The sequence below is a fragment of the Bradyrhizobium sp. BR 10261 genome, from assembly GCF_019455395.1.
In the GTDB taxonomy this organism is placed as follows: Bacteria; Pseudomonadota; Alphaproteobacteria; order Rhizobiales; family Xanthobacteraceae; genus Bradyrhizobium; species Bradyrhizobium manausense.
Window position 1 is genome coordinate 32,190 of the sequence record NZ_JACOFQ010000017.1, and the last position, 25,923, is coordinate 58,112.

At 64.7% G+C, this 25,923-nt stretch carries 22 protein-coding genes and 1 pseudogene; 2 read left to right on the plus strand and 21 right to left on the minus strand.

Going from position 1 to position 25,923, the window contains the following annotated elements:
• Positions 1 to 14: 14 nt before the first annotated feature.
• The 3 genes and pseudogenes from HYH07_RS20535 to HYH07_RS20545 form a co-directional block, all read right to left on the minus strand.
• Positions 15 to 462 (minus strand): annotated as a pseudogene (locus HYH07_RS20535) (glutathione S-transferase family protein).
• Positions 459 to 860, minus strand: coding sequence for a GNAT family N-acetyltransferase (locus HYH07_RS20540; RefSeq protein WP_228749678.1), 402 nt, complete (start codon positions 858 to 860; stop codon positions 459 to 461). The pseudogene HYH07_RS20535 and the gene HYH07_RS20540 overlap by 4 nt, the downstream one beginning before the upstream one ends.
• A gap of 69 nt (positions 861 to 929) precedes the next feature.
• Entirely contained in the window at positions 930 to 1,853 is a 924-nt protein-coding gene (locus tag HYH07_RS20545; protein WP_220004204.1) for a hydrogen peroxide-inducible genes activator, read from the minus strand.
• A gap of 113 nt (positions 1,854 to 1,966) precedes the next feature.
• Here HYH07_RS20545 and katG point away from each other — a divergent pair, with 113 nt between their 5' ends.
• Positions 1,967 to 4,132, plus strand: coding sequence for a catalase/peroxidase HPI (gene katG / locus HYH07_RS20550; protein ID WP_220004205.1), 2,166 nt, complete (start codon positions 1,967 to 1,969; stop codon positions 4,130 to 4,132).
• Between the two features lie 115 nt (positions 4,133 to 4,247).
• On the opposite strand, the gene pnp is transcribed toward katG, so the two are convergent.
• The 8 genes from pnp to rimP form a co-directional block, all read right to left on the minus strand.
• Positions 4,248 to 6,410: a polyribonucleotide nucleotidyltransferase gene (gene pnp, locus HYH07_RS20555; protein ID WP_220004206.1), complete on the minus strand. Its 2,163-nt coding sequence runs from the start codon at positions 6,408 to 6,410 to the stop codon at positions 4,248 to 4,250.
• Between the two features lie 372 nt (positions 6,411 to 6,782).
• Positions 6,783 to 7,052: a 30S ribosomal protein S15 gene (rpsO, locus tag HYH07_RS20560; protein ID WP_008540131.1), complete on the minus strand. Its 270-nt coding sequence runs from the start codon at positions 7,050 to 7,052 to the stop codon at positions 6,783 to 6,785.
• 2 nt (positions 7,053 to 7,054) lie between these two features.
• Entirely contained in the window at positions 7,055 to 8,173 is a 1,119-nt protein-coding gene (gene truB / locus HYH07_RS20565) for a tRNA pseudouridine(55) synthase TruB (protein ID WP_220004207.1), read from the minus strand.
• The gene (gene rbfA, locus HYH07_RS20570; protein WP_220004208.1) at positions 8,170 to 8,613 is read right to left on the minus strand and encodes a 30S ribosome-binding factor RbfA; all 444 of its coding nucleotides are present in this window, start codon (positions 8,611 to 8,613) and stop codon (positions 8,170 to 8,172) included. Before rbfA ends, truB begins: the two co-directional genes overlap by 4 nt.
• A gap of 155 nt (positions 8,614 to 8,768) precedes the next feature.
• Positions 8,769 to 11,456: a translation initiation factor IF-2 gene (gene infB, locus HYH07_RS20575; protein WP_220004209.1), complete on the minus strand. Its 2,688-nt coding sequence runs from the start codon at positions 11,454 to 11,456 to the stop codon at positions 8,769 to 8,771.
• 73 nt (positions 11,457 to 11,529) lie between these two features.
• Positions 11,530 to 12,213, minus strand: a complete 684-nt coding sequence (locus HYH07_RS20580) for an RNA-binding protein (protein ID WP_220004210.1) — start codon at positions 12,211 to 12,213, stop codon at positions 11,530 to 11,532.
• 23 nt (positions 12,214 to 12,236) lie between these two features.
• Positions 12,237 to 13,847 carry a transcription termination factor NusA gene (gene nusA, locus HYH07_RS20585; RefSeq protein WP_194478656.1) on the minus strand — a complete coding sequence of 537 codons (1,611 nt, stop codon included), beginning with the start codon at positions 13,845 to 13,847 and terminating at the stop codon, positions 12,237 to 12,239.
• A 2-nt stretch (positions 13,848 to 13,849) separates the two neighbouring features.
• Positions 13,850 to 14,605, minus strand: coding sequence for a ribosome maturation factor RimP (gene rimP / locus HYH07_RS20590; protein WP_220004211.1), 756 nt, complete (start codon positions 14,603 to 14,605; stop codon positions 13,850 to 13,852).
• 411 nt (positions 14,606 to 15,016) lie between these two features.
• Here rimP and HYH07_RS20595 point away from each other — a divergent pair, with 411 nt between their 5' ends.
• Positions 15,017 to 16,099 (plus strand): DUF2336 domain-containing protein, encoded by a 1,083-nt coding sequence (locus HYH07_RS20595; protein ID WP_220004212.1) that lies wholly within the window; start codon positions 15,017 to 15,019, stop codon positions 16,097 to 16,099.
• Between the two features lie 129 nt (positions 16,100 to 16,228).
• Here HYH07_RS20595 and trmB read toward each other — a convergent pair whose 3' ends face one another.
• The 10 genes from trmB to HYH07_RS20645 all read right to left on the minus strand — a co-directional run bounded on the left by trmB (position 16,229) and on the right by HYH07_RS20645 (position 25,910).
• Positions 16,229 to 16,939 carry a tRNA (guanosine(46)-N7)-methyltransferase TrmB gene (gene trmB / locus HYH07_RS20600; protein WP_220004213.1) on the minus strand — a complete coding sequence of 237 codons (711 nt, stop codon included), beginning with the start codon at positions 16,937 to 16,939 and terminating at the stop codon, positions 16,229 to 16,231.
• Positions 16,936 to 18,093, minus strand: coding sequence for a M20 family metallopeptidase (locus HYH07_RS20605; protein WP_220004214.1), 1,158 nt, complete (start codon positions 18,091 to 18,093; stop codon positions 16,936 to 16,938). The genes trmB and HYH07_RS20605 overlap by 4 nt, the downstream gene beginning before the upstream one ends.
• An 86-nt stretch (positions 18,094 to 18,179) precedes the next feature.
• The gene (locus HYH07_RS20610) at positions 18,180 to 18,593 is read right to left on the minus strand and encodes a helix-turn-helix domain-containing protein (protein WP_057746952.1); all 414 of its coding nucleotides are present in this window, start codon (positions 18,591 to 18,593) and stop codon (positions 18,180 to 18,182) included.
• Between the two features lie 228 nt (positions 18,594 to 18,821).
• Complete coding sequence (gene lnt, locus HYH07_RS20615; RefSeq protein ID WP_220004215.1) at positions 18,822 to 20,435, minus strand: apolipoprotein N-acyltransferase; 1,614 nt, start codon at positions 20,433 to 20,435, stop codon at positions 18,822 to 18,824.
• Positions 20,432 to 21,550 carry a hemolysin family protein gene (locus tag HYH07_RS20620; RefSeq protein WP_228749673.1) on the minus strand — a complete coding sequence of 373 codons (1,119 nt, stop codon included), beginning with the start codon at positions 21,548 to 21,550 and terminating at the stop codon, positions 20,432 to 20,434. The genes lnt and HYH07_RS20620 overlap by 4 nt, the downstream gene beginning before the upstream one ends.
• Position 21,551: 1 nt before the next feature.
• Positions 21,552 to 22,061 carry an rRNA maturation RNase YbeY gene (gene ybeY, locus HYH07_RS20625; protein ID WP_220004217.1) on the minus strand — a complete coding sequence of 170 codons (510 nt, stop codon included), beginning with the start codon at positions 22,059 to 22,061 and terminating at the stop codon, positions 21,552 to 21,554.
• 55 nt (positions 22,062 to 22,116) lie between these two features.
• Positions 22,117 to 23,115 carry a PhoH family protein gene (locus HYH07_RS20630; protein ID WP_220004218.1) on the minus strand — a complete coding sequence of 333 codons (999 nt, stop codon included), beginning with the start codon at positions 23,113 to 23,115 and terminating at the stop codon, positions 22,117 to 22,119.
• A 64-nt stretch (positions 23,116 to 23,179) separates the two neighbouring features.
• A complete protein-coding gene (miaB, locus tag HYH07_RS20635; protein ID WP_220004219.1) occupies positions 23,180 to 24,577 on the minus strand; it encodes a tRNA (N6-isopentenyl adenosine(37)-C2)-methylthiotransferase MiaB in 1,398 nt (465 codons plus the stop codon).
• 191 nt (positions 24,578 to 24,768) lie between these two features.
• On the minus strand, positions 24,769 to 25,449 hold the full coding sequence (locus HYH07_RS20640) for an HAD family hydrolase (RefSeq protein ID WP_220004220.1): 681 nt from the start codon (positions 25,447 to 25,449) through the stop codon (positions 24,769 to 24,771).
• A gap of 5 nt (positions 25,450 to 25,454) precedes the next feature.
• Entirely contained in the window at positions 25,455 to 25,910 is a 456-nt protein-coding gene (locus tag HYH07_RS20645; protein WP_220004221.1) for a Fur family transcriptional regulator, read from the minus strand.
• Positions 25,911 to 25,923 lie beyond the last annotated feature (13 nt).

Consider the following 25,923-nt stretch of genomic DNA (forward strand, 5'->3'; position numbering starts at 1 on the left):
CTACGAGAGCTCGCTTAGCCCGCCGCGATCTTCTCCGCGCGCTGAAACGCCGGCCGCGCCATGCAGCTTGCGATATAGGTATCGAAGGAAACGCGCGACGGCACCATCTTGAACCGGCGCACCGCGGAAGATCTGGATGATCGCCGGCTCGATGCAGCTGGGCGAGAAGAACAGCCATTGCAGATAGCGCGCGCGGCGCGGGTCGGTCGCGGCTGGCGCCAGCTTCGTCTCGGGATAGCGGTCGGCAATGTAAGCGCACATCGCCGCGGCCTCGCCGAGCGCGGCATCGCCGTCGCTGAGCGCCGGCACCTTGCCCATCGGATTGATCTTCAAATAGTCCGGTGCCTTCTGCGCGCCGGTCGAAATGTCGGTCAGCACCCGTTCATAGGGCAGCCCGCTCTCTTCCATCAGCCAGAGCGTCGAGAACGATCGCGAGCGCGGTGACCAGTAGAGCTTGATCATGGCGAGTTCCGTTTGCGCTCCCAACGGTAGTATTTCATCACGAACCCGTTCGACGGTTCGACCTCTTCCTTCTCGAACACAAAGCCTTCGCGCTCATACCAGCGCCAGGCCTTCTCGTTCTCGCGAACGCAGCGCAGGTAGATCTCGTTGGGCATTTGCGTGCGCGTGAAGGCGAGCAGCTTCCGGCCGAGCGATTGACCCTGATAGGCGGGCCCGACGAACAGCATGTCGAGATAGTGGTTTGGCAGATGCAGCGCCAGCATCGCGGCGATGGTGCCCTGATCATCGGCGACGAACAGGCTCCAGCCGTCCTCGATCTCGCGCCGGACGCGGGCGCGCAAATTGGCCAGCAGGAATTCGCTGGCTTCGGCCAGACCCGTGGAAACCCAGCTCTCCATCCAGACACGGCCGATCTCGTCATATTCATCGGCGCCGGCAGGCCGGATGATGGGATCTGACGTCACGGCTCAAGCCTTGCTGCGCGCGGTCGGCCGCGCGCGCACCTTGCCGGCCGACAGGCACACCACCTCGGAAATCTGCAGCAGTTGGCGCGCCAGCGGGCTGGTCTTGCGCCAGACCATGCCGATGGTGCGCGAGGGCTCGGGGTCGCGGAAGCGCGACAGCGACACCGACGCCGATCGCGTCTCCACCGACACCGCCATCTCCGGAATCAAGGTAACGCCGATGCCGGCGCTGACCATTTGCACCAGCGTCGACAGCGAATTCGCATCCAGCATCTCGCGCGGCGGCGCCGACTGCATATTGCAGAACGACAGCGCCTGGTCGCGGAAACAATGGCCTTCCTCGAGCAGCAGCAGCCGCATCTCGCGCATCATCTCGCGCGACGGCACCGGGGTGCCCGCATCCGTGCCCGGCCGCACCAGCAGGAATTTCTCCTCGAACAGGGCGACCTCGGTGAGCGAGGGCTCGGAGACCGGCAGGGCGACGATCGCGGTGTCGAGCCGGCCTTCGACCAGCTCCTGGATCAGCCGCGGTGTCATCGTCTCGCGCACGCGGATGTCGAGCTCCGGATGCATGCGCGTCAGATTCTTGGTGATCTTGGGCAAAAGATAGGGCGCGATCGTCGGGATCATGCCGATGCGCAGGCGCCCGGCAAAACGGTTCTGTGAGGCGCGGGCGAAATCGCCGAGTTCATCGACCGAGCGCAGGATGTCGCGGACGCGCTGGGCGAGCTCCTCGCCGAACCGGGTCAGCGCAACCTGGCGCGCGCTGCGCTCCAGCAGCAGCCCGCCGAGCGCCTCCTCCAATTCCTTGATCTGCATCGACAGCGCCGGCTGCGAGATGGAACAGGCTTCCGCGGCGCGGCCGAAATGACCATGGCGGGCGAGCGCGTCGAAATAGCGCAGCTGGCGCAGCGTCAGATTGATCATCAGAAAAACCTATCGCAGCGATCATTAAAGTCAACTTCCCCTGATCGAAGGCGACGCTTAGAGTGTTTCGACCTGGTCAATGGCGCAGTCGGACGCCACCAGAGGAGGTATTCATGGACGACACTTCGAAGTGCCCGTTTTCGGGCGGCAAACGCGTGCCAGCGAACCGCGACTGGTGGCCCACCAATCTCAGCATTGACATGCTGCACAGGAATTCCAGCCTGTCCGATCCGATGGGCGAGGCGTTCGACTATGCCAAGGAATTCAAGACGCTCGACCTGAATGCGGTCATCAAGGACCTGACCGCCCTGATGACGGATTCGCAGGAATGGTGGCCCGCCGATTTCGGTCACTATGGCGGCCTCATGATCCGCATGGCCTGGCATAGCGCCGGCACCTACCGCATCACCGACGGCCGCGGCGGCGCGGGTGCCGGTCAGCAGCGTTTTGCTCCGCTCAACTCCTGGCCTGACAACGCCAACCTCGACAAGGCGCGCCGGCTGCTCTGGCCGATCAAGCAGAAATACGGTCGCAAGATTTCCTGGGCCGATCTGATGGTGCTCGCCGGCAACGTCGCGCTGGAGTCGATGGGCTTCAAGACGTTCGGCTTCGCCGGTGGTCGCGCCGATGTCTGGGAGCCGGAAGAGCTCTATTGGGGTCCGGAAGGCACCTGGCTCGGCGATGAGCGCTACAGCGGCGAACGCCAGCTCGCCGAGCCGCTCGGCGCGGTGCAGATGGGCCTGATCTACGTCAATCCGGAAGGCCCGGACGGCAAGCCGGATCCGGTCGCCGCGGCCAAGGACATCCGCGAGACCTTCTTCCGCATGGCGATGAACGACGAAGAAACCGTTGCGCTGATCGCCGGCGGCCACACCTTCGGCAAGACCCATGGCGCCGGCGATCCGTCGCTGGTTGGTCCCGAGCCGGAAGCGGGCGCGCTGGAAGATCAGGGCCTTGGCTGGAAGAGCAAGCACGCCACGGGCCTCGCCGGTGATACCATCACCAGCGGCCTCGAAGTGACCTGGACCACGACGCCGACGAAGTGGAGCAACAACTTCTTCGAGAACCTGTTCAAGTACGAATGGGAGCTGACGAAGAGCCCCGGCGGTGCGAACCAGTGGACGGCCAAGGGTGCCGACGCCATCATTCCCGATCCGTTCGACAAGTCGAAGAAGCATCGCCCGACGATGCTGACGACCGACCTCTCGCTGCGCTTCGATCCGGCCTATGAGAAGATCTCGCGTCGCTTCCTGGAAAACCCCGATCAGTTCGCGGACGCGTTTGCCCGCGCCTGGTTCAAGCTGACCCATCGCGACATGGGTCCGATCCAGCGCTATCTCGGCCCGTTGGTGCCGAAGGAGACGCTGATCTGGCAGGATCCGATTCCGGCCGTGAATCACGAGCTGGTCTCTGATCAGGACATCGCCGCGCTGAAGGCCAAGATCCTGGCTTCGGGTCTCTCGGTGTCCGAGCTGGTCTCGACCGCCTGGGCGTCGGCCTCGACGTTCCGCGGCTCGGACAAGCGCGGCGGCGCCAACGGTGCGCGCATCCGCCTTGCCCCGCAGAAGGACTGGGAGGTCAACCAGCCGGCCCAGCTCTCCAAGGTGCTCGGCAAGCTCGAAGCGATCCAGAAGGACTTCAACGCGGCCTCAGGCGCCAAGAAGGTCTCGCTCGCCGATCTCATCGTCCTCGGCGGCACAGCCGCGGTCGAGAAGGCGGCGAAAGATGCCGGCGTCGACGTCAAGGTCGGCTTCACGCCGGGCCGCATGGATGCGTCGCAAGAACAGACCGACGCGGCCTCCTTCGCGCCGCTGGAGCCGCGGGCCGATGGCTTCCGCAACTATGTCGGCAAGAAGCATCAGTTCCTGCGGGAGGAGGAAGCGCTCGTCGATCGCGCGCAGCTTCTCAAGCTCACGGGTCCTGAGCTGACCGTGCTGGTCGGCGGCCTGCGCGTGCTCGGCGCCAACGCGAACGGGTCGAAGCACGGCGTCTTCACCGCCAAGGCGGGCACGCTGTCCAACGACTATTTCGTCAACCTGCTCGACATGAGCACGGCGTGGACCCCAGTGGCCGACGGTTCCTATGAGGGGCGCGACCGCAAGACCAATGCGGTGAAGTGGACCGGCACGCGCGCCGATCTGATCTTCGGCTCGCACTCGCAGCTCCGCGCCTTCGCCGAAGTCTATGCGACCTCGGATTCGAAGGAGAAGTTCGTGGCCGATTTCGCCAAGGCCTGGACCAAGGTGATGAACCTCGACCGGTTCGACCTCGCGGCGTGAGTACTTCACCTCTCCCGCTTGCGGGAGAGGTGAACGCCCGAGCGGTTCGTGTGACGCGACAAACAAAAAGGGCGGCCTCTCGGCCGCCCTTTCGTGTTTCCGATGTGAGAAGGGATTACTCGCCGGCCGCTTCGCGCGGAGCCTTCTCGCCCTCGCCGCCCTTGTCCTTGCCTTCGAGGTCTTCGCCGGTGGTCTGGTCGACCACCTTCATCGACAGGCGGGTCTTGCCGCGGTCGTCGAAGCCGAGCAACTTGACCTTGACCTTGTCGCCTTCCTTGACGACGTCGGAGGTCTTCTGCACGCGGTTGGCGGCGAGCTGGCTGATGTGGACGAGGCCGTCCTTCGAACCGAAGAAGTTCACGAAGGCGCCGAACTCCATCACCTTGACGACGGTGCCGTCATAGATCTGGCCGACTTCCGGATCGGACGCGATCGACTTGATCCACTTGATCGCGGCCTTCATCGCCTCGCCGTCGCTGGAGGCGACCTTCACGGTGCCGTCGTCCTCGATGTTGACCTTGGCGCCGGTCTTCTCGACGATTTCGCGGATCACCTTGCCGCCGGTGCCGATCACTTCGCGGATCTTGTCGGTGGCGATCTTGAAGGTCTCGATGCGCGGCGCGTATTCGCCGAGCTCGGCGCGGGCGTTGGTGAGCGCCTTCGCCATCTCGCCGAGGATGTGGATACGACCTTCCTTGGCCTGGCCGAGAGCGACCTTCATGATCTCCTCGGTGATGCCCTCGATCTTGATGTCCATCTGGAGCGAGGTGATGCCGGCTTCGGTACCTGCGACCTTGAAATCCATGTCGCCGAGATGGTCCTCGTCGCCGAGGATGTCGGAGAGAACCGCGAAGCGCTTGTCCTCGAGGATCAGGCCCATCGCGATGCCCGCGGTCGGCCGCTTCAACGGCACGCCGGCGTCCATCAGCGCGAGCGAGGCGCCGCAGACCGAAGCCATCGACGAGGAGCCGTTGGATTCGGTGATCTCCGAGACGACGCGCACGGTGTAGGGGAATTCGTGATGGGGCGGCAGCACCGGGTGGATCGCGCGCCAGGCCAGCTTGCCGTGGCCGATCTCGCGGCGCTTGGTGCCGCCGAGGCGGCCGGTCTCACCGACCGAGAAGGGCGGGAAGTTGTAGTGCAGCAGGAACGTCTCCTTGTACGTTCCCGACAGCGCGTCGATATACTGCTCGTCCTCGCCGGTGCCGAGCGTGGTCACGACCATCGCCTGGGTCTCGCCGCGGGTGAACAGCGCCGAGCCGTGGGCGCGGGGCAGCACGCCGACTTCGGCGACGATGTTGCGCACGGTCTTGACGTCACGGCCGTCGATGCGCTTGCCGGTGTCGAGGATGTTCCAGCGAACGATCTTCGCCTCGAGCTCCTTGAACACGGCGGCAACCCGCAGCTTGTCGTATTTCGGCTCCTGCCCTTCGGGGAAGTAGTGGGCGATCACCTTCTCCTTGACCTTGCCGACCGCGGCGTAGCGATCCTGCTTGACCGGAATGGCGTAGGCGGCGCGCAGCTCCGCCTCGACGAGGCCGAGCATTTCCTTCTCGAGCGCGGCGTTGTCGATCACGGTGACTTCGCGCGGCTCCTTGGCGGCCTTCTCGGCGAGCTCGATGATCGCGTTGATGACCGGCTGGAAGTGGCGGTGACCGAACATCACGGCGCCGAGCATGATGTCTTCGTTCAGCTCCTTGGCTTCCGATTCCACCATCAGCACGGCATCCGCGGTGCCGGCGACGACCAGGTCGAGCTGGGTGTCGACCATCTCGTCGAGCGTCGGGTTGAGGATGAACTCGTCATTGGCGAAGCCGACGCGGGCGGCGCCGATCGGGCCCTTGAAGGGGGCGCCTGACAGCGTCAGCGCGGCCGACGAGGCCACCAGCGCGACGATGTCGGGATCGTTCTCCATGTCGTGCGACAGCACGGTGGCGATCACCTGGGTCTCGTTGCGCCAGCCGTCGACGAACAGCGGACGGATCGGACGGTCGATCAGGCGGGAGACCAGCGTTTCCTTCTCGGTCGGACGGCCCTCGCGCTTGAAATAGCCGCCGGGAATGCGGCCAGCTGCGTAGGTCTTTTCCTGGTAGTCGACGGTCAGCGGCAGGAAATCGACGCCTTCACGCGGCGCTTTCGCCGCGACGACGGTGGCGAGCACCACGGTCTCGCCATAGGTGGCGATGACGGCGCCGTCGGCCTGGCGTGCGATCTTGCCGGTTTCGAGCTTGAGAGGGCGTCCGCCCCAGTCGATCTCGACTGAATGCTTATTGAACATAGAGGTCTTCTTTCATGGGTTCTCGAAAGAAGGGACGGCTCGAAAAACAAAAACCATGTCAAGATTGCAGGACGCTGATCGGAGCGGGCGATCAGCGTCCTGCGATCCTGCCATGGTTTTTGGATGTCGGATGGCGTCCATCCTTTCGGGTCATACGGGCACCTTGCCCGTTGCGCCCAGCCGCCGGATTGCTGCTGGACTGTCAGTCGGCACGTTCGCGAACACCGAACCTTTGGTCTTCGCTGCTCATGCCCCCGGATGCGAAACATCGCTCACACCGGACTTACGCGTGAGCCTCGATCAAAAACCCTGCAATAAGCGCTTTCGCTCGAAATCACGCGCAAAAACGCGCGCCAGTGGCGCGCGCAAGAACTAGCGACGAATGTTGTGCTTCTCGAGCAGCGCCTTGTACCGCGCCTCGTCCTTCTTCTTCAGATAGTCGAGGAGAGAGCGGCGGGTCGAGACCAGCTTCAAGAGACCACGACGCGAATGGTTGTCCTTCACGTGGGTCTTGAAATGGTTGGTCAGGTTGTTGATGCGTTCCGACAGGATCGCGACCTGAACCTCGGGCGAGCCGGTATCACCGGCCTTGGTGGCATTCGTCTTGATGACTTCCGCTTTGCGTTCTGCGGCAATCGACATCGTCAATTTCTCTCGTTGCGACCGGTTGAGGCAGTCAAGCCGGTCAGGTTGAACACACGCTTGGGGATGATTTCGCCATTGCCAACTTCAGCAAGCGCCAAAAGACGGCCTGCCACCGTGACATAGACTGTGCCGCTACTTGTGGGCGCATCCCGTCCGCGCAACAAAACGGCCTGGCCCCGATGGAGCCTTGCCGCATCAGCCCGAGTGACGGCCAGTGCCGGGATGTCGTCCAGCGCGGTCTCAACGGGCATCAGCGCGTCGGCGAGGCTTCCCTCGCCGGACGCGGCTCTATCGCACAAAGCCTCCAGCTGATCCAGCGGAATCATGTCATTTTCGCTGAATGGGCCGACCAGGGTCCGCCGCAGCGCGCAGATATGGCCGAAATTGCCGAGAATCCGGCCCATATCGCGGGCGAGTGCCCGGACATAGGTGCCCTTGCCGCACTCGGCCTCGAACACGGCCCTGTCGTTATCTGGTTGATCTACAAGGGTTAAATGGTGAATTTCGACCGGACGGGGGGCCAGCTCCACGACCTCGCCGTCGCGGGCGAGGTCATAGGCCCGCTCGCCCTGGACCTTGATCGCGGAATAGCGTGGTGGAACCTGCTCGATGATTCCAGTGAAACGGGGCAGCAGCGCTTCAATCGCCTCCCGGGTCGGGCGCTGGTCGGATGTGGCGGTGACCCGGCCTTCGATATCGTCGGTGTCGCGCTCCTCGCCCCAGCACACGGTGAAGCGGTAGCGCTTGCGGCCGTCCATGACGAAGGGAACCGTCTTGGTGGCTTCACCCAGCGCGATCGGCAGTCCGCCGGAGGCGAGCGGATCGAGCGTGCCGGCATGGCCGGCGCGCTTGGCGTTGAACAGGCGCTTGAGAACGGCAACGGCCTGCGTCGAGGTCATGCCGATCGGCTTGTCGAGCACGACCCAGCCATGCACGTCGCGACGATCGCGGCGCACCTGATTGCCCTTCTGCTTGTTCGCACGCGGATCGTTGTTGACGCGACGCGCCTCCCGATGCGGCTCTCCATTGCCGCCGATATCCGCGAAACTATTTTGCTGCGCCTCGCGCGTATCGACCTCATCGCTGCCGATCGCGCCGTGAGCGGGGTTCATCGTCATTGTTCTTCTTCCCGATCCGAATCCGGATGCTGATCCGGATTCTTGTCCAAGTCCTTCTGCACCGCAGGTGTTCGCAAAAGCTTCTCGATCCGTTCCGCTTCGTCGAATCGTTCGTCGACGCGGAAGCGAATGTCAGGTGCAAATTTCAGGTTAACGCGCCGCGCGACTTCGCCGCGCAGGAATTTCTTGTTGCGATCGAGCGCAGTGATGACGAGCTCGGTGTCGCGGCCACCGAGCGGCATCACGTAGATTGTCGCGAGCTTCAAATCGGGCGACATCCGCACCTCCGGCACGGTGATGATGTGGCCTTCGAGGTCCGCATCATGCACGCTGCCTTGCGCCAGAATATCGGCTATCGCGTGGCGAACCTGCTCGCCGACGCGCAGCTGACGCTGCGAGCCGCCGGGCGCGGAACTCTTCTTCTGATGATGCCGTGGCATGGTCGAAAATCACCTCAACGTGCCCGCGTTTGGGCACGAGCATTGTCATTTGTCCTGTTGAAACGAATGGAGCGTGGATGGCCGGAAAAAATCCGGCCATCGCACTCCCGCAATTTCAGCTCAAAAAGATCCGGGCGCTTCGGTAAGATTTGGACTTACAGGGAGCGCTGGATCGTCTCCACGCGGTAACACTCGATCACGTCACCGGCACGCATGTCGTGATAGTTCTCGAAGGCCATGCCGCATTCCTGGCCGGCCTGGACTTCCTTCACCTCGTCCTTGAAGCGCTTCAGCGTCGACAGCTTGCCTTCGTGCACGACGACGTTGTCGCGGATCAGGCGCACATTGGCGCCGCGTTCCACGGTGCCGTCGGTGACGCGGCACCCGGCAACCTTGCCGACCTTGGAGATGTTGAAGATCTCCAGGATCTCGGCATTGCCCAGCATGGTTTCGCGCAAGGTCGGCGCGAGCAGGCCGCTCATCGCCTTCTTCACGTCGTCCACGAGGTCGTAGATGATGTTGTAGTAGCGGATCTCGATGCCGTTGCGCTTGGCGGCGGCAGCGGCTTCCTTGTTCGCACGAACCGAGAAGCCGATGATCGCGGCGTTGAAGCCTTCCGCGAGCGTCACGTCGGATTCCGAGATGCCGCCGACGCCGGCATGCAGGATGCGGGCTGCGACTTCGTCGGTACCCAGCTTCTCCAGCGAGCCGAGGATCGCTTCCAGCGAGCCCTGGACGTCGGCCTTGACGATCAGCGGGAATTCCTTGCGGCCCGCCGTCTTCAACTGCGACATCATCTGCTCGAGCGAGCCACGCATGCCTGAGATCGAGGCTGCCGCGTTCTCGCGCTTCTGGTGCGCGCGGTAGCTGGTGATCTGGCGGGCGCGGGCTTCGTTCTCGACGACCGCGAGACGGTCGCCGGCTTCCGGCGGACCGTTGAAGCCGAGCACCTCGACCGGCACCGACGGCCCGGCCTCGTCCACGGTCTCGCCCTGATCCGAGATCAGCGCACGGACGCGGCCCATCTCGGCGCCGGCGACGATGATGTCACCGACACGCAGCGTGCCGCGCTGGACCAGCACGGTTGCAACCGGACCACGGCCGCGATCGAGCTTGGCTTCGATCACGGTGCCTTCGGCCGGACGCTCCGAATTGGTCTTCAGGTCGAGGATTTCGGCCTGGAGCGCGATCATCTCGAGCAGCTTGTCGAGATTGGTCTTGTTCTTGGCGGAGACTTCGACGTCGACGACTTCGCCGCCGAAGGATTCCACCTGCACCTCGTGCTGGAGCAGCTCGGTGCGGACGCGCTCGGGCTTGGCATCGGGCTTGTCGATCTTGTTGATGGCAACAATGATCGGCACGCGGGCCGCCTTGGCGTGATTGATGGCTTCGATCGTCTGCGGCATGACGCCGTCATCGGCCGCGACCACCAGCACGACGATGTCGGTGACCTTGGCGCCGCGGGCGCGCATCGCGGTGAACGCGGCGTGGCCGGGCGTGTCGATGAAGGTGATCTTCTTGCCGCTTTCGGGCGACAGCACCTGATAGGCGCCGATATGCTGGGTGATGCCGCCGGCTTCGCCCGACACCACGTTGGCATGGCGGAGCGCGTCGAGCAGCGAGGTCTTGCCGTGGTCGACGTGGCCCATCACGGTCACGACGGGCGAACGCGTCTCGGTATCGGTGGAATCGTCGACCTGGTCGAACAGACCCTCTTCAACGTCCGACGCGGCGACGCGCTTGACGGTGTGGCCGAGCTCTTCGGCGATCAGCTGCGCGGTGTCGGCGTCGATCACGTCGGTGATCTTGTGCATCGCGCCCTGCTTCATCAGCATGCGGATGACGTCGACCGCGCGTTCGGACATGCGGTTGGCGAGTTCCTGGATGGTGATCGCTTCCGGAATCGTCACTTCGCGAATGAGCTTTTCCTTCGGCTCGTTCGAGGCATGGCCCTTCAGGCGCTGGGTGCGGCGGCGGAACGAGGCGATCGAGCGCTCGCGCACGTCGTCCGCGTTGAGAGCGGTCACGACGGTCAGACGGCCGCGCTCCTTCTGCGGGCCGGGCTTGTGCGTGGTCTTCGGGGCCGCGGCAGGACGCGCGGCGCCGCCGGGACCGCGGCGGATCTGGCGCGGACCATCGTCCTCGTCCGGACCGGCCGCAACGGCGGGCGTGCGACCGACAGGGCCGCCCGGCCGTGACGTGGTGGTTGCCGGGCGAGCGGTGGTCGTCGCCCCCGGACGCGTCGTGGTCGGCGCGGGGCGCGGGGCGGTGGCCGCGGGGGCCGAAGCCGCGGCGGCGGGACGCGCGCCGGCCGCCGGCTGCTCGCCTTCGCCAAAACGCTTCTTGGCTTCGGTCTCGGCCTTGCGCTTGGCTTCGTCCTCGTGACGGTGGCGCTCTTCCTCGGCCTTGCGGCGGGATTCGGCGGCTTCGCGCTCGGCGCGTTCGGCGGCCTCGCGGACGGCGCGGCGCTGGGCCTCTTCCTCGGCCTGGCGGCGCTCTTCGATTTCGCGAACCTTGGCGTCAGCGAGCGCGCTGGCGCGAGCGGAACGTTCGTCCTCGGTCAAGGTACGCAGCACGACGCCGGAGCCGGCGTTGCGCGGTGGCACCGGGCGTGACGGGGCGGGCGTGGGCGCAGCCGGCGCCGGCTTTGCGACAACCGTGGGGGCCTGCGGCTCAGGGGTGCCGTCGATGCGGCGCTTGCCGCGCTTCTCGACCACGACCTGCTTGCTGCGGCCATGGCTGAAGCTCTGGCGCACAGTGCCCGTTTCGACGCGCGGCTTGAGCGATAGCGTCTTGCTCGGAACGCTCAGCTTCTTGTCGTCAGGGGTCTTGGTATCAACCATTCAGCAGTCCTAATCCTGATTTATTCAGTGTTGTGCGTTTCCGCACCGTCCTATCGGGTCGTCTCGTTGTCTCTCAGAAATCCTGGCCGGGCTTTTCGGCAGTCTTGTCAGCGTCCGCCATCCGGTATCGGACCAGCATCTGGCTACGTGACAGGAATGACTTGCTCGCCGGGCCCGCGAGCAGGGCAGCATGTATCACATTTGACCGGGTCAGTGCCAAATCCAATTCTACCGATTTCAGGGCGGTGATGACGGGAATCTGCGGCTTGGTACCGCGATTTCCGGCATTTTGCCGTGCCAGCATGTCCAATTTGCGGATTCCGTCCGCGGCCCCGTCGCTGGCGTGGATCAGGACCTCGACCGTGCCTTCCTTCAGGGCGCTCTCGACCTTGCCGAATCCGGTGACGATCTGGCCCGCCTTGGCGGCAATCCCAAGGGCTTCGGTCACGCTCCGGACCAGGAGCGCCTCGATGTCGGCGGGAAGCGTCTGGGGAGTGCGCAGCTCGCGCTTGAAGGCCTTGCTAAATTGGTGACGCCGCACCGCTTCCGCAACCACCTGGCGCGAGGCGGTCACCCACATGCCGCGTCCAGGCAGCTTGCGCTTGAGATCGGGAACTATATCGCCGGCAGGCGATACGACAAAGCGGATCAGCTCATCGATCGGCCGGACCTCGCGGCTGACCGCGCACATGCGCATGGTCGCGGACCTTTCGGCCCGCGGTCCATGGTCAAGTTCGCTGTCAACGCTGGCAAGCATCCGGGCGACATTCTCCTTTGCCCTTAAGCCGGCTGATCTTCGGCCGCGTCAGCCTCTTCGGCCGGCTTGGCGAGGTCAGCCTCGGTGATCCAGCCGGCCTTGACGCGAGCCTGCATGATCATGGCTTCCGCATCGTCACGCGAGATGCCGAGGCCGTCGAGCGCACCGGCGAACTTGGTCTGCTCGCCGCCTTCCTTGCGCTCGGTCCAGCCGACCAGATCGTCGGTGGCGCAGCCAGCGAGGTCCTCGACTGTCTTGATGTCGTTCTCGCCGAACTTCACCAGCATCTTCGAGGTCACGCCGGGCACGTCCTTCACGGCGTCCTCGACGCCGAGTTCCTTGCGCCTGGCCTCGATCTCGGCTTCCTGCTGATCGAGATATTCGCGGGCACGGCTCTGCAGCTCCTGCGCGGTTTCCTCGTCGAAACCCTCGATGCTGGCGAGTTCCTTGAGGTCCACCATCGCGAGTTCCTCGACCGAGGTGAAGCCTTCGGACGCCAGCAGCTGGCCGACCACCTCGTCGACATTGAGCGATTCCATGAAGACGCGGGTGGAGTTCTCGAAGTCGGCCTGGCGGCGCTCCGATTCCTCCTGCTCGGTCAGGATGTCGATGTCCCAGCCGGTGAGCTGCGAGGCGAGGCGCACGTTCTGGCCGCGGCGGCCGATCGCCAGCGAGAGCTGGTTGTTGGTATCGGGCACCACGACCTCGATGCGCTCGCGGTCTTCGTCGATGACGACCTTGGACACTTCGGCCGGCGCCAGCGCGTTGACCACGAAGGTCGCGATGTCGGGCGACCAGGGAATGATGTCGATCTTCTCGCCCTGCAATTCGTTGACCACGGCCTGCACGCGCGAGCCGCGCATGCCGACGCAGGCGCCGACCGGATCGACCGAGGAATCGCGGGAAATCACGCCGATTTTCGCGCGCGAGCCCGGATCGCGGGCGACCGCCTTGATCTCGACGATACCGTCATAGATTTCAGGCACTTCCTGCGCAAACAGCTTCGCCATGAACTGCGGATGGGTGCGGGACAGGAAGATCTGCGGTCCGCGGGTCTCGCGCCGGACGTCGAAAATATAGGCGCGGACGCGGTCGCCGTTGCGGAACACTTCGCGCGGCAGCATCTCATCGCGGCGGATGATGGCTTCACCGCGGCCGAGATCGACGATCACGCTGCCATATTCGACGCGCTTGACGACGCCGTTGACGATGTCACCGATGCGGTCCTTGAATTCCTGATATTGTCGGTCGCGCTCGGCCTCGCGCACCTTCTGCACGATCACCTGCTTGGCCGATTGCGCGGCGATGCGGCCATATTCCAGCGGCGGCAGCGTGTCTGCGATGGTGTCGCCGACCTGGGCGCCCGGATTGGCGCGCTGCGCGTCGATCAGCGAGATCTGGTTGGAGTGGTTTTCGACCTTGTCGACCACCAGCATGTGGCGCGACAGCCGCAGCTCGCCCTTCTTCGGGTCGATCTCGGCGTGAACGTCGGTCTCGCTGCCGTAACGGGCGCGCGCCGCCTTGGCGATGGCATCTTCCATCGCCGCGATGACGATGCCGCGATCGATCGATTTCTCGCGGGCGACGGCGTCGGCGATCTGGAGCAATTCAAGTCGATTGGCGCTGACTGCCATGGCTAGTCTCCTTCGTCAGGCTCGATCTCGCCGCGCCGCGCGCGTTCGGCGGCAAGGCGATGTTTCTTGGTATTGGTCGGTGCCGGCTTCTTTTTCGGCTTGGTGTTCTTGGTGATTTTCGCACTGATCTCGGCGTGGGGTGCCTGCGGCGGCTCCAGACCGAGATCGCGGCGCATCTTGCGCTCCTCGGCCTTGCCGCGGCGCATCGATTCGGCGATCAGCTCATCGGTCAGCACCAGCCGTGCCTCACCGATATCTTCCATGGTCAGCAGCACGTCGGCATCGTCGCCCGCCTTGGCGTCGTCGCGACGCAGGTGCACGCGGTCGCCTTCGACGGCACCGAGAATGCCGCGGAACCGCTTGCGGCCTTCATGGGCGACGGCCATCTCGATCTTCACCAGATGGCCGGAATAGCGCTCGAAATCGGAGCGGCGCACCAGCGGCCGATCGATCCCCGGCGAGGAGATCTCCAGCCGATAGGCGCGGTCGATGGGGTCGGCGACATCGAGCACTGGCGACAGCGCCCGCGAAATCGCCTCGCAATCCTCGAGCTGCATCGAACCATCAGGCCGTTCGGCCATGATCTGCACGGTGCAGCCGGCCTCGCCCGAAATACGGATCCGCACCAGGCGGTAACCCATGCCCTCGAGCACCGGCGCCGCGACCGCAGACACCCGTGCCGCCACGCCCGGCTCGACCACGAGCCTCGGCTCGGCCAGCAACTCGGCATCGGTGGAACCAGTGGTCGGTCCAGTCATATCAGGGGTCAAGGCGCTCGATGGTTAACGCTTGGCTAAGAGGACAAAGCCCGCTTCGGAACTTTCCCGACAGCGTCGGGCCGCAATCTTCCGCCGAGCCGCGTTCAGGTAATAAAAAAGAGCGGGTCCTTTCGGGCCCACTCTCACTACGCGGATCGTATGAGAAGATGAATTGCCGTTGATATAGCCGTTTCCGACTGCCCGGACAAGGCCCATCGCAGACGGATGCGGGCTTTTTGCGCCTCTGGCCGTCGCCCCTTGGGAGCGCCGAGCGGCGCCCCTGGGAGCGCCGACGCCGGCCGTCGCCCCTGGGAGCAACGCTTCTTTCACGAAGGGGGCCTAGATTCCGCAATTGTGGAGCGGCTCGAGCTATGGCGCGCCCACGGCGTGCCAGATTCGAGTTTGCGTTCCATGACCGTTGCCACGTCGCTCATTCCCGGACTCGACGATATCGTCAAACGCGGCGATCCCCGGCGTCGTGGCGAGATCGCGAGCGCTATCTCCGCGCTGTTCTTCCAGGACGCTTCAAATCTCCGTCCCGAGCTGGTCGATCTCTTCGACAATCTCCTGATCGATCTGGTCCCGCATGCCGAGCTTGCCGCGCGGGTCGATCTCGCCGAGCGCTTCTCGCGGCTGGACAATGCGCCGCCTCATCTGGTCGGCCAGCTTGCGCGTGAAAACGAGATCATGGTGGCGGGTCCTGTGCTGCGCCGCTCGCCCGTGCTCGATGAAGCCGCGCTTGTCGAGATCGCCCGGCTGAAAGGCCAGGGCCATCTGCTGGCGATGACGGAGCGGCCGACCTTGTCGACCGAGATCACCGACGTGCTGATCCAGCGCGGCGATCGCGACGTGGTGCGCCGCGCCGCCGGCAACGCCGGCGCGCATTTCTCGCCGGGCGGCTATTCGGAGCTGATCAAGCGTGCGAGCCAGGACGGCGTGCTGACGCTCAAGATCGGCCAGCGCGAGGATCTTTCGGGCGAGCACCTCAAGGAGCTTCTGGACGGCACGCTCGACGTCATCAGGCGTCGCCTTTCCACGGTGGTCAATCCGACGCGTCAGGTCGAGATCAAGCGCGCGATGGCGGCGATCGAGGAGGCTTCGCTGCCGCCCGGGCCGCGACGTGATTTCTCGGACGCGCAACGCACGGTGCTCGGTCTGCATCGCGGCGGCCATCTCGGCGAGAGCGCGCTGCTCGGCTTCGCCAAGGCGCACAAATACGAGGAATCGGTTGCCACGCTCTCGGCGATGTCAGGCGTCAGGCTGCCGATGCTCGATCGCCTGCTCGCGGGCGACCGTTACGATCCGATTCTGGTCGTCGGCCGTGTGCTGAATTTGGGCTGGCCGACGGTGCGCGCGCTGATCCTGATGTGGTACGGGCCGCATCGCACCCCTGGTGCTGCCGATCTCGAGCAGGCGCGCCTGAACTTCGCCCGCCTGATGCCATCGACCGCCGAGCGCGTCGTGAATTTCTGGCGCAACCGGCAGACCAGCTAGCTCCACCCTCCGTCATTGCGAGCGAAGCGAAGCAATCCAGAGGTTTCTCCGCAGAGGCAGTCTGGATTGCTTCGTCGCAGCAGTGCAAAATTGCTTCGCAATTTTGTCACGGGCTCCTCGCAATGACGACTAAGACCGCCTGAACCGCAAATACGACGCCTTGCGTCCCTCGCGCGCGGCTTTTCGTCCATAGCGCGTCATGGTGTAGCCGGCCCAGGGCTGGCGGAAATGATCGGCGCGCTCGGCGAGCCATGTGAAATCCGACGCGTGCGACAGATGCGACAGCGTCCAGGCGCAGTAATCGTCGATGTCGCAGACGAAGCGGAATTCACCGCCCGCCTTCAGCACGCGCGCCATCGCGGCGATGGTCCTGTCCTGCACGAAGCGTCGCTTCCAGTGCCGTCGCTTCGGCCAGGGATCGGGATGGATCAGGTCGATCCGCGACAGCGAGGCATCGGGCAGCCAGGCCAGCAGCTCGGCGGCATCGCCGGCGAACAGGCGGATGTTGCGGATGTTGGCCGCTTCGATCTGCGCGAGGATCTTGGCCATGCCGTTGACGTAAGGCTCGCAGCCGATGAAGCCGGTGGTCGGAAAGTTTTGCGCTTCCGCGGCGAGATGCTCGCCGCCGCCGAAGCCAATCTCGAGCCGCACATCCTCGGCCGCGGGATCGAAGATCTCGTTCGCGTTCGCCGGTCTTTCCGCCGTGATGTCGAGCGACAGATGCGGCAGCAGATGATCGACCAGATCGGCCTGGTGCTGCCTGAGCTTGTGACCCTTGCGCCGTCCGAAGAAGGCGCGCTCGCCGTCGGCGCGATCGGGATCTGACTTGCGTTCGCTCATCGCAGCGTCTGGTACAGGCGATAGAGCAGGCGGGCGCGCGGTTCGAGCGAGGAGACGTAGAGCTGCTCATAATGGGTGTGCGCGCCTTTGCCGTCGACGCCGAGACCGTCGAGCGTGCCGGTGTAAGGCGCGGTGAAATTGCCGTCCGAGCCGCCGCCGGTGTGGGTGTCGACGAGCTCGAAGCCAAGTTCGGCGGCGAGCGTCTTGGCATGCTCATACAGCGAGGCGCCGGCATTGCCCTTCTCGTAAGGCGGACGGTTGAGCTCGCCGGTGACGGTCACGGTCACGCCTGGTGTCTGCGAGGTCAGTCCGAGGATCTTGCCGACGAACTCGTCCGCGTCGTTGGTACCAGGCACGCGCAGATCGACTTCGGCATAGGCTTCTTCCGGCGTGACGTTGGGGCGCGTGCCGCCGCGCACCACGCCGACATTGACGGTGACGCCGCGCGTCAGATCGTTCATCCCTTCCAGCGTCAGGATGACGTTGGCGAGCTCACGCACCGCGCTGCGACCGTCTTCGGGCCGCGAGCCGGCATGCGCAGGCACGCCCTTGATGAACACCTCGAAGCGCCCGACGCCCTTGCGTCCAGTGACGATCTTGCCGCCGTCGCGCGCCGGCTCCGTCACCAGCACGTATTTGGCCTTGCGCCCCTCGTTCTCAATCAGCGCACGCGAGGTCGGGCTGCCGATCTCCTCGTCGGAGGTGAACAGATGGGTGATGCCGAGCGGTGGACGGGTGGGTGCAGCGCACAGCTCGCGAAAGGCGTGATAGGCGATATAGGCGCCGCCCTTCATGTCGTAGATGCCGGGACCGAACGCGCTGTCGCCTTCGACCTTGAACGGCAGCCGCGCGATGAAGCCCATGGGATGAACGGTATCGAGATGACTAAGCACCAGGATACCGGGTCGGTCCTGGCCCCAGGTCGAACGCACCGCAAGATGATCGCCGCAGCCATCGACGCCGGGGATGCGTTCGAGCGTGACGGGCAGATCGCGATAATGATCGGCAACCATCGAGGTCAGCTTGTTGACCTGCTCGGGCACTTCCGTCGGCGTCTCGATTTCCACCCAGCGGCGGATACCAGCGAGGATGGTTTGGGAATCGAATGAATTGGAGTTCGCCATGGACGTATCTGTGCCTTCGAATCGCATCATTTAAGCGGAGGCAGCGCGAGGCGCGGTCCGCAAATGACGACATAGGCCAGATTTGGCGCAGTCTCAAATCGGAATGAAAAAGCGCCTCAGCGCTTGTCCGGGCCTTCGCGGGCGGCGATCTGCTCGACCAGATCGACGATCGAACGGCGCAGCTTCGAATCGGTGATTCGGGTGAACGCCTTGGTCAAAGCGAGCCCTTCCGATGTCGCGAGGAAGTCCGAGACATAAGAGGGCGACGCGCCTTCGGCGAAGCCGTCGGGGCCGGCGACGCCGCTCGGTCCGCCTTCGAACAGGAATGATACCGGCACCTGCAGAATCTCTGCAATTTGCTGGATGCGGCTCGCGCCGACCCGGTTGGTGCCCTTCTCGTATTTCTGGATCTGCTGGAAAGTCAGGCCCAAAGCTTCACCGAGCTTTTCCTGACTCATGCCCAACATGATGCGGCGCATGCGCACGCGACTGCCGACATATTTGTCAACAGGGTTGGGCGCTTTCGACATTTCCTCAGCCCTCCAAACACCACCGTCGGCGCAATGAACGATTGCCTCAGGTGACAGCGACGTCAAAACTTCACTCTGATTGGGGAAACATTGCGGAGAAAGTTAGCAATGCACCGCTGTCTTTTGCAGAAGGTGCAGAATGGGGAGCCCGTGTGCAGTCTGTCAACCGTGGGACTACGGTTGTCAAAGGATTCCGGCCACCTCGCCGGACATCGCAAGCCGCGGTAATCAGGGGCGCCGTTTGGCAACGCGCCGCCGCACCGCCAAAATCACAGCCAGTGCGACGAGCATGGCTGCGGGGATGTCACCGACTCTCGCATAGATCGTGGGCGGGATTGCGGTCGGCAGATTTGCGTCCAAAATGCCTTCGATCCCGAGGCCGAGGCTGGCCACCGTGCGTCCTACCGGATCGATCACGGCCGAGATGCCGGTATTGGCCGAGCGGACCAGCGGCAGTCCAAGCTCGATGGCGCGCATCCGCGCCTGCTCCAGATGCTGGTACGGACCGGTCGAAATGCCGAACCAGCCGTCATTGGTGAGGTTCACCATCCAGCCCGGGCGCTCGTCGCGCGTGCCGATCTCGTCGGGGAAGATGGCCTCGTAGCAGATCAGTGGCAATGCGGGCGGTGCGCTCGGCACCGGTAGCATGTGCCGCACCGTACCGGGAATGAAGCCGCCGCGCATGCGCGTCAGTTGCTCGAAGCCGAGCTTCTCCATGATGCCCTGGTACGGAAGATATTCGCCGAACGGCACCAGGTGCAGCTTGTCGTAGACGGCGAGCACGCTGCCGTCGTGGTCGATCACATAGATCGAATTGTAAGCCCGGGTGATCGGCGTGCCCGGTGGCAGATCGGGTGCGCGGACCGAGCCGGTGATCAGCACCGTGCCCTTGGGCAGCAGCGCGGCGATCTCAGCCATCGCGTCGGCTTCGCGGGTCAGGAAGAACGGAAAGGCTGATTCCGGCCAGATCAGGATTGTGGCCGCGCTCACGCCGCTCGATTGTGGTCCGGAGGCGCGGTCCGACAGCGCCAGATATTTCTTCATCACCGCCGCCTTGGCGGAGTAGTTGAATTTCAGGTCCTGCTGCAGGTTGGGCTGCATCAGGCGCAGCTTGGCGCCCGCAACCATCGCAGTCGGATGCAGCGACAGGCGGATCGCGCCGAAAATGCCCATGACGACCAGCAGCGCGAGCGCCGCAGCCGGCACGCGCCATGCCGGCTTGCGATCGCGCGTGCGGTCGATCAGCACCGCCGGGCTTGCGAAGATCGCGACCGTGAGGAAGGTCATGCCCCACTGGCCGATCAACGAGGCCGTCTGTGCCAGGGCCAGCGGCTCCGACAGGGCATAGCCGAACGCGTTCCAGGGAAAACCCGTGAGCGCGTGCCCGCGCAGCCATTCGCCAATGGTGAGGCTTGCGGCGAGCGCGAGAATGCGGGTGGCGTCCTTGGTCCAGAGCAGGCGGGCCAGCGCGAAGCCGATCGCCGTGAAGATGGAGAGATAGGCCGGCAATCCCAGCACGGCGAACGGCGTCAGCCAGGCGAACACGTCGGCGTCGACGAAGAAGGCGTAGCCGATCCAGTAGAGGCCAGGGACGAAATAGCCGAGCCCGAACCAATAGCCGGTCAGCGCCGCGGCGGGGACGCCGCCGTAACGTCCGGCACCCGCGCCGTCGATCAGCCAGACCATCACCGGGAAGGTGATGAACAGCACCGGAAAGACGTTGAACGGCGCCAGCGCCAGCACCGAGAACGCGCCGCACGCCATCGCGAGGAACGCGCGCTTCCATCCCCAGGTCAGGATGATGGCAAGCGCAATCTGCCGGAAACGCTGGAACGCGCTCACTGCGGGCCGGTCCCGTCGGCAGGCGGCGGGGTCGGGGTGTCGCCGGCCGGCGGCTGGCCGCTGTCGGGTGCGGCCTCGCGGCGGCTTCGCTCGCGCTGGGTGCGCGGTGTGGGGCGTTCTTTCCGGGTCGAGATGCGCAGCCGCTTGACGCGGCGCGGATCGGCATCGAGCACCTCGACCTCGTAATGGCCGGGACCGGAGATCACCTCGCCGCGCACCGGCAGGCGCCCGACGAAGCTGACGAGATAGCCGCCCAGCGTCTCGACTTCCTCGCCGGCCTCGCCGGTGACGAAGTCCTCGCCGATGACGGTGCGGACATCCTTCAGGCTGGCGCGGGCGTCGGCGATGAAGGCGTTGTCGGGCAGCCGCACGATCGACGGCGGCTCGTCGCTGTCATGCTCGTCGTCGATCTCGCCGACGATCTGCTCGACAATGTCCTCGAGCGAAACCAGCCCGTCGCTGCCGCCATATTCGTCGACGACGAGGGCCAGGTGAATGCGCGTCGCCTGCATCTGCGCCAAAAGGTCGATCGCGCGCATCGACGGCGGCACGTAGAGCAGCTTGCGGATGATGCGCGCATCCTGCAGCGGCAGCGCGAGGTCCACGGCCTTCAGATCGAGCCCGGCCGGCAGCGGCTTCTTGCGTTTGGTCTTGGTGGCCTCCGAGACGCGCGCTCGCGCGGTCATGAAGGCGAGCAGATCGCGGATGTGGACGATGCCGACGGGATCGTCGAGCGTCTCGTTGTAGACGACGAGGCGCGAATGGCCCGCCCTCTCGAACCGGTCCATCAATTCGCCGAGCGGAATGTCGCGCTTCACAGCGATGATGTCGGCACGGTGCACCATGACGTCGGCGATGCGGCGCTCGTGCAGGCCGAGGATGTTGCGCAGCATGGTGCGCTCGACCGCGGAGAAGCCGGTGTCATCGGGCGTCGATGCGTCCAGCACCACCTGGAGATCGTCACGCACCGAGCCGGCTTTCCAGCCGAACAGCGTGCGGATGGCCCGCAACAGCCAGCCCTCCGCGGTCGGGCGCATGACTTCGCCCGGCGTCACGACGGCCGGCAGATTGGCCGTGTTGCGCGGATTGTCGTGAATAGGCTCTGAGTCCGGCATATCAGTGCGTCCCCGCGCGGTCTGCATAGGGATCGGGGATGCCGAGATGAGTAAGGATCTCGGTCTCGAGTGCTTCCATTTCTTCCGCGTCGTCGTCGTTCTCGTGATCGTAGCCGATCAGATGCAGGAAACCATGCACCGCGAGATGGCTCAAATGATGGTCGAACGGCTTGTGTTCCTCGTCCGCCTCGCGCCGCATGGTCTCAAAGGCGATCGCGATGTCGCCGAGCATGCGCGGCGCATCGCCCGGCTTCCATTCGCCCTCGGGCTGCAGCGCGGGAAACGACAGCACGTTGGTCGGCTTGTCGATGCCGCGCCAGTTGCTGTTGAGCGTGCGGATGCCGGCATCATCGGTCAGCATCACGGCCACTTCCGCGTCCGCGACGTCCTCGTCGACGGATTCGGCGGCCGCCGCAATGGCGCGCTGGATCACGGCTTCGGCGTCAGGCTCGCCTTGCCAGCAATCGGCGACGACGAGGACCTCGGTGATGGGAAGGTTGGGATGTGACATGGCTCTGTTCGGAACGATAAGGCGTTGTCGCCCGCCTGGTCCCGCTGTTGTCTCGTCAGGATTTGTTGCCGGCGGGCGCCCGCTGCGGCGAGCCTTCATAGGCGGCGACGATTCGTGCCACGAGCTCGTGGCGGATCACGTCCTCGGCCTTGAAATGAACTTGCGCAATGCCTTCGACGCCATCGAGCAGGCGCGTCGCCTCGGCGAGTCCCGAAGTCTGGCCGTTCGGCAGATCGATCTGCGAGGGATCGCCGGTGACGATCATGCGGCTGTTCTCGCCAAGACGGGTGAGGAACATCTTCATCTGCATCGACGTGGTGTTCTGGGCCTCGTCGAGGATGATCGCGGCATTGGTCAGCGTGCGACCGCGCATGAAGGCGAGCGGTGCGATCTCGATCTCGCCGGTCTGCAGCGCGCGCTCGACGATGCGCGCGTCCATCAGGTCGTAGAGGGCGTCGTAGATCGGGCGCAGATACGGATCGACCTTCTCGCGGAGATCGCCGGGCAAAAAGCCGAGCCGCTCGCCGGCTTCCACCGCCGGGCGCGACAGGATGATCTTGTCGACCTCCTTGCGCTCGAACAATTGCGCGGCATGGGCAACCGCGAGCCAGGTCTTCCCGGTGCCGGCGGGGCCGATGCCGAACACGAGTTCATGGCGCTTCAGCGCGCGGATGTAGGAGTCTTGCGCCGCCGTGCGCGCGCGCACCGGGCGCTTGCGCAAGTTGATGCTGTCGAAGGTCGACTTGGCCGACTTCGCGTCGAACTCGAACAGCGAGCCTTGCGCGATCACGGCGCGGATTGCGCCTTCGACTTCGCCCTGGTCGACGTCCTGGCCCTTCACCGCGTGGGCATAGAGCGTCTCCAGCACGCGGCGCGCCGCGTCGCAGCCGTCGCGGGTGCCGCCGATGGTGATGTGGTTGCCCTTGGAGTCCACGACGACGCCGAGCCGGCGCTCGATCTGCGCCAGATTCTGGCCGTAGGGGCCGACCAGCGCGGATGCGGCGCGGTTGTCGTCGAAGTCGATGACGACCTGGGTCTCGGGCGGAACTTGCATGTCGCGGTCAAATTTGCGGCTGGGAGCGATAGAAGACGAATCCGATGCGCTTTTTGGCAAGGGTTCAGGCTCCAGTGGCGATGGATGATAAAGCGGGCTCGCGGGCATGGCGCGGCGCGGCGAGCTCGCCGAGGAAACTGTAGCGCTCGAGGCTGTCGATCCTGACCGGCAGGATCTTTCCGATGATGTCGGGCGAGGCCATCACATGGGCGGGCTGGAGGAAGGCGGTGCGGCCGACGATCTGGCCGTCCTTGCGCGCCGGGCGTTCGAACAGCACGTCGACCGTTGAGCCAATCGCAGCCTTGTTGAAGGCCGATTGCTGGCTGTCGATCAAGTTCTGGAGCCGCTCCAATCGCTGGTCCATCTCGGCGGGGGACACCGTCTCCTGCATGTCCGCGGCCGGCGTTCCCGGCCGGGCGGAGTATTTGAACGAATACGCCGCAGCGTAGCCGATTTGCGTGACAAGCGCGAGGGTCGCGAGAAAATCTTGCTCAGTCTCGCCGGGAAAGCCGACGATGAAATCTGATGAAAAAGCAATGTCTTGGCGCGCGGTGCGGAAACGATCGACGACACGCCGATAATCATCGGCGGTATGTTTCCGGTTCATGGCGGCAAGAATCCGGTCCGAGCCCGACTGCACCGGCAAATGCACGAACGGCATCAGGGCGTCGAGATCGCGATGGGCCGCAATCAAACCGTCATCGACGTCGCGGGGATGGCTGGTCGAATAGCGCAGCCGCGCGATGCCGGGAATCGCTGCCAGATGCTCCAGCAATTTGCCGAGCCCCCAGGTTTTTCCGTCGGGCCCCTCGCCGTGATAGGCGTTGACATTCTGCCCGATCAGCGTGAGCTCGCGCACGCCATTGTCGGCGAGCCGCTTCACGTCATCGACGATCTTGGCCACGGGGCGCGAGACCTCCGAGCCCCGCGTGTAGGGCACGACGCAGAACGTGCAAAACTTGTCGCAGCCTTCCTGCACCGTGACGAAAGCGGAAATGCCGCGCGCGCGGATCGCATCGGGCCTTGGCGGTGTCAGGAAGCCGAACTTGTCGGCGGCGGGAAACTCGGTCTCGATCGCGCGGCCTTCATGGCTGGCGCGCTTCAGGAGGTCGGGCAGATGATGATAGCTCTGCGGTCCGACCACGACGTCGACAACGGGCGCGCGGCGCACGATCTCTTCGCCTTCGGCCTGCGCGACGCAGCCGGCCACCGCGATCTGCATGGCGCGGCCCTCGCGCGCGGCCTCGTCCTTGGCGACGCGCAGGCGGCCGAGCTCGGAATAGACCTTTTCGGAGGCCTTCTCTCTGATATGGCAGGTGTTGAGGATGACAAGGTCGGCGTCCTCGGCACGGGCTGTCTCCACGAATCCTTCCGGAGCCAGCGTGTCCACCATGCGCTGGGCATCGTAGACATTCATCTGGCAGCCATATGATTTGATGTGCAGCTTGCGCGGCGGCGTCATGGAACCCGGAGGTGAGGTGGAGGACGGCCTTCAAATATAGGCTGAGGGACCGAAAATCCAGCGAATGAGCCTATTTGGGTCGTCATTCCCGGGGCGCGCGCCAGCGCGAACCCGGAATCCCGCGCGAAAACCTCTGGATTCCGGCTTCACGCGCGTTGCGCGTGCCCCGGAATGACGGCAATGGGCCGAAATCAGCCCGTCAGGGCGTCCGCGGCGATACGCCGGACCAGGTCCGGCAATTCATGCATATCGCCGAAGGTCAGGTCGGCACCGGCCTGGCGCAGGGTCTCGGCATGGCCATCGTCGCAATGGCTGCCTCCGTAAAAGCCGAACACCTTCATCCCCGCCGCCCGCGCGCCGGCAATGCCAGCCAGGCTGTCCTCGATCACGACGCAGCGCTCGGGCGGCACGCCCATCTGCCTGGCTGCGAACAGGAACAGGTCCGGCGCCGGCTTGCCGTTCGCCACTTGGGAGGACGAGAAGATATTCGGCGCGAGGCGTTCATAGAGCCCCGTGCTCCCGAGGCTCACCTGCATGCGCGGATGCGAGCCGCTCGAGGCCACACAGACGCGTTGCGTCACGACATCGAGCACGTCGTGGATGCCGCGGATCGCCTCGAGGTCGGCTTCGAACGCGCGAAACAGCTCGTCCTGGAGTTCGCCGTGATAGGCCTCGGGCAGCTGGCGGCCGAGTTCGGTTTCGATCTCGAGGTTGGCCTGTTTGGTCGAACGGCCGAGGAAGCGCTCGGACACCTGTGCCGAGGTGATCGGATAGCCGTGCCGCGTGAGCACATCGGCATGCGCGCGACAGGAAATCACCTCGCTGTCCACGAGCACGCCGTCGCAATCGAAGATGATGAGGTCGATGGGCACGAGACTCAAGACGTCGGCTTGTCGTCGTCGAGCGGGACGCAATAGAGCTCGAGCCTGTGATCGACCAGCTTGTAGCCGAGCTTGCGGGCGATCTCCGCCTGCAGTTTCTCGATCTCTTCCGAGGTGAACTCGATCACCTTGCCGTCGCGCAGGTTGATGAGATGGTCGTGATGGCTGTCGCGCATCGTCTCGTAGCGCGCGCGGCCCTCGCGGAAATCGTGGCGTTCGATGATGCCAGCGTCCTCGAACAGCTTGACGGTGCGATAGACGGTCGAAATCGAGATCTTGTCGTCGACGGCGGCACAGCGCCGGTACAATTCCTCGACGTCGGGGTGATCGACCGCTTCCGCAAGCACGCGCGCGATCACGCGGCGCTGCTCGGTCATGCGCATGCCGGTGGCGGCACAGCGCGCCTCGATGCCGGTCGCCTTGGATGCCGAAGAAGGTTTAAGTCCGGTCATGGTGTGTCCGCCT

Coding starts and splice junctions, on each gene's coding strand:
- HYH07_RS20540 (WP_228749678.1), bottom strand. CDS start 860: ATGGAGAGCTGGGTTTCCACGGGTCTGGCCGAAGCCAGCGAATTCCTG.
- trmB (WP_220004213.1), bottom strand. CDS start 16,939: ATGAGCGAACGCAAGTCAGATCCCGATCGCGCCGACGGCGAGCGCGCC.
- nusA (WP_194478656.1), bottom strand. CDS start 13,847: ATGGCAGTCAGCGCCAATCGACTTGAATTGCTCCAGATCGCCGACGCC.
- rimP (WP_220004211.1), bottom strand. CDS start 14,605: ATGACTGGACCGACCACTGGTTCCACCGATGCCGAGTTGCTGGCCGAG.
- truB (WP_220004207.1), bottom strand. CDS start 8,173: ATGACGATGAACCCCGCTCACGGCGCGATCGGCAGCGATGAGGTCGAT.
- HYH07_RS20580 (WP_220004210.1), bottom strand. CDS start 12,213: ATGCTTGCCAGCGTTGACAGCGAACTTGACCATGGACCGCGGGCCGAA.
- rpsO (WP_008540131.1), bottom strand. CDS start 7,052: ATGTCGATTGCCGCAGAACGCAAAGCGGAAGTCATCAAGACGAATGCC.
- miaB (WP_220004219.1), bottom strand. CDS start 24,577: ATGACGCCGCCGCGCAAGCTGCACATCAAATCATATGGCTGCCAGATG.
- pnp (WP_220004206.1), bottom strand. CDS start 6,410: ATGTTCAATAAGCATTCAGTCGAGATCGACTGGGGCGGACGCCCTCTC.
- HYH07_RS20610 (WP_057746952.1), bottom strand. CDS start 18,593: ATGTCGAAAGCGCCCAACCCTGTTGACAAATATGTCGGCAGTCGCGTG.
- HYH07_RS20645 (WP_220004221.1), bottom strand. CDS start 25,910: ATGACCGGACTTAAACCTTCTTCGGCATCCAAGGCGACCGGCATCGAG.
- HYH07_RS20605 (WP_220004214.1), bottom strand. CDS start 18,093: ATGATGCGATTCGAAGGCACAGATACGTCCATGGCGAACTCCAATTCA.
- HYH07_RS20545 (WP_220004204.1), bottom strand. CDS start 1,853: ATGATCAATCTGACGCTGCGCCAGCTGCGCTATTTCGACGCGCTCGCC.
- ybeY (WP_220004217.1), bottom strand. CDS start 22,061: ATGTCACATCCCAACCTTCCCATCACCGAGGTCCTCGTCGTCGCCGAT.
- HYH07_RS20620 (WP_228749673.1), bottom strand. CDS start 21,550: ATGCCGGACTCAGAGCCTATTCACGACAATCCGCGCAACACGGCCAAT.
- HYH07_RS20630 (WP_220004218.1), bottom strand. CDS start 23,115: ATGCAAGTTCCGCCCGAGACCCAGGTCGTCATCGACTTCGACGACAAC.
- katG (WP_220004205.1), top strand. CDS start 1,967: ATGGACGACACTTCGAAGTGCCCGTTTTCGGGCGGCAAACGCGTGCCA.
- rbfA (WP_220004208.1), bottom strand. CDS start 8,613: ATGCCACGGCATCATCAGAAGAAGAGTTCCGCGCCCGGCGGCTCGCAG.
- infB (WP_220004209.1), bottom strand. CDS start 11,456: ATGGTTGATACCAAGACCCCTGACGACAAGAAGCTGAGCGTTCCGAGC.
- HYH07_RS20595 (WP_220004212.1), top strand. CDS start 15,017: ATGACCGTTGCCACGTCGCTCATTCCCGGACTCGACGATATCGTCAAA.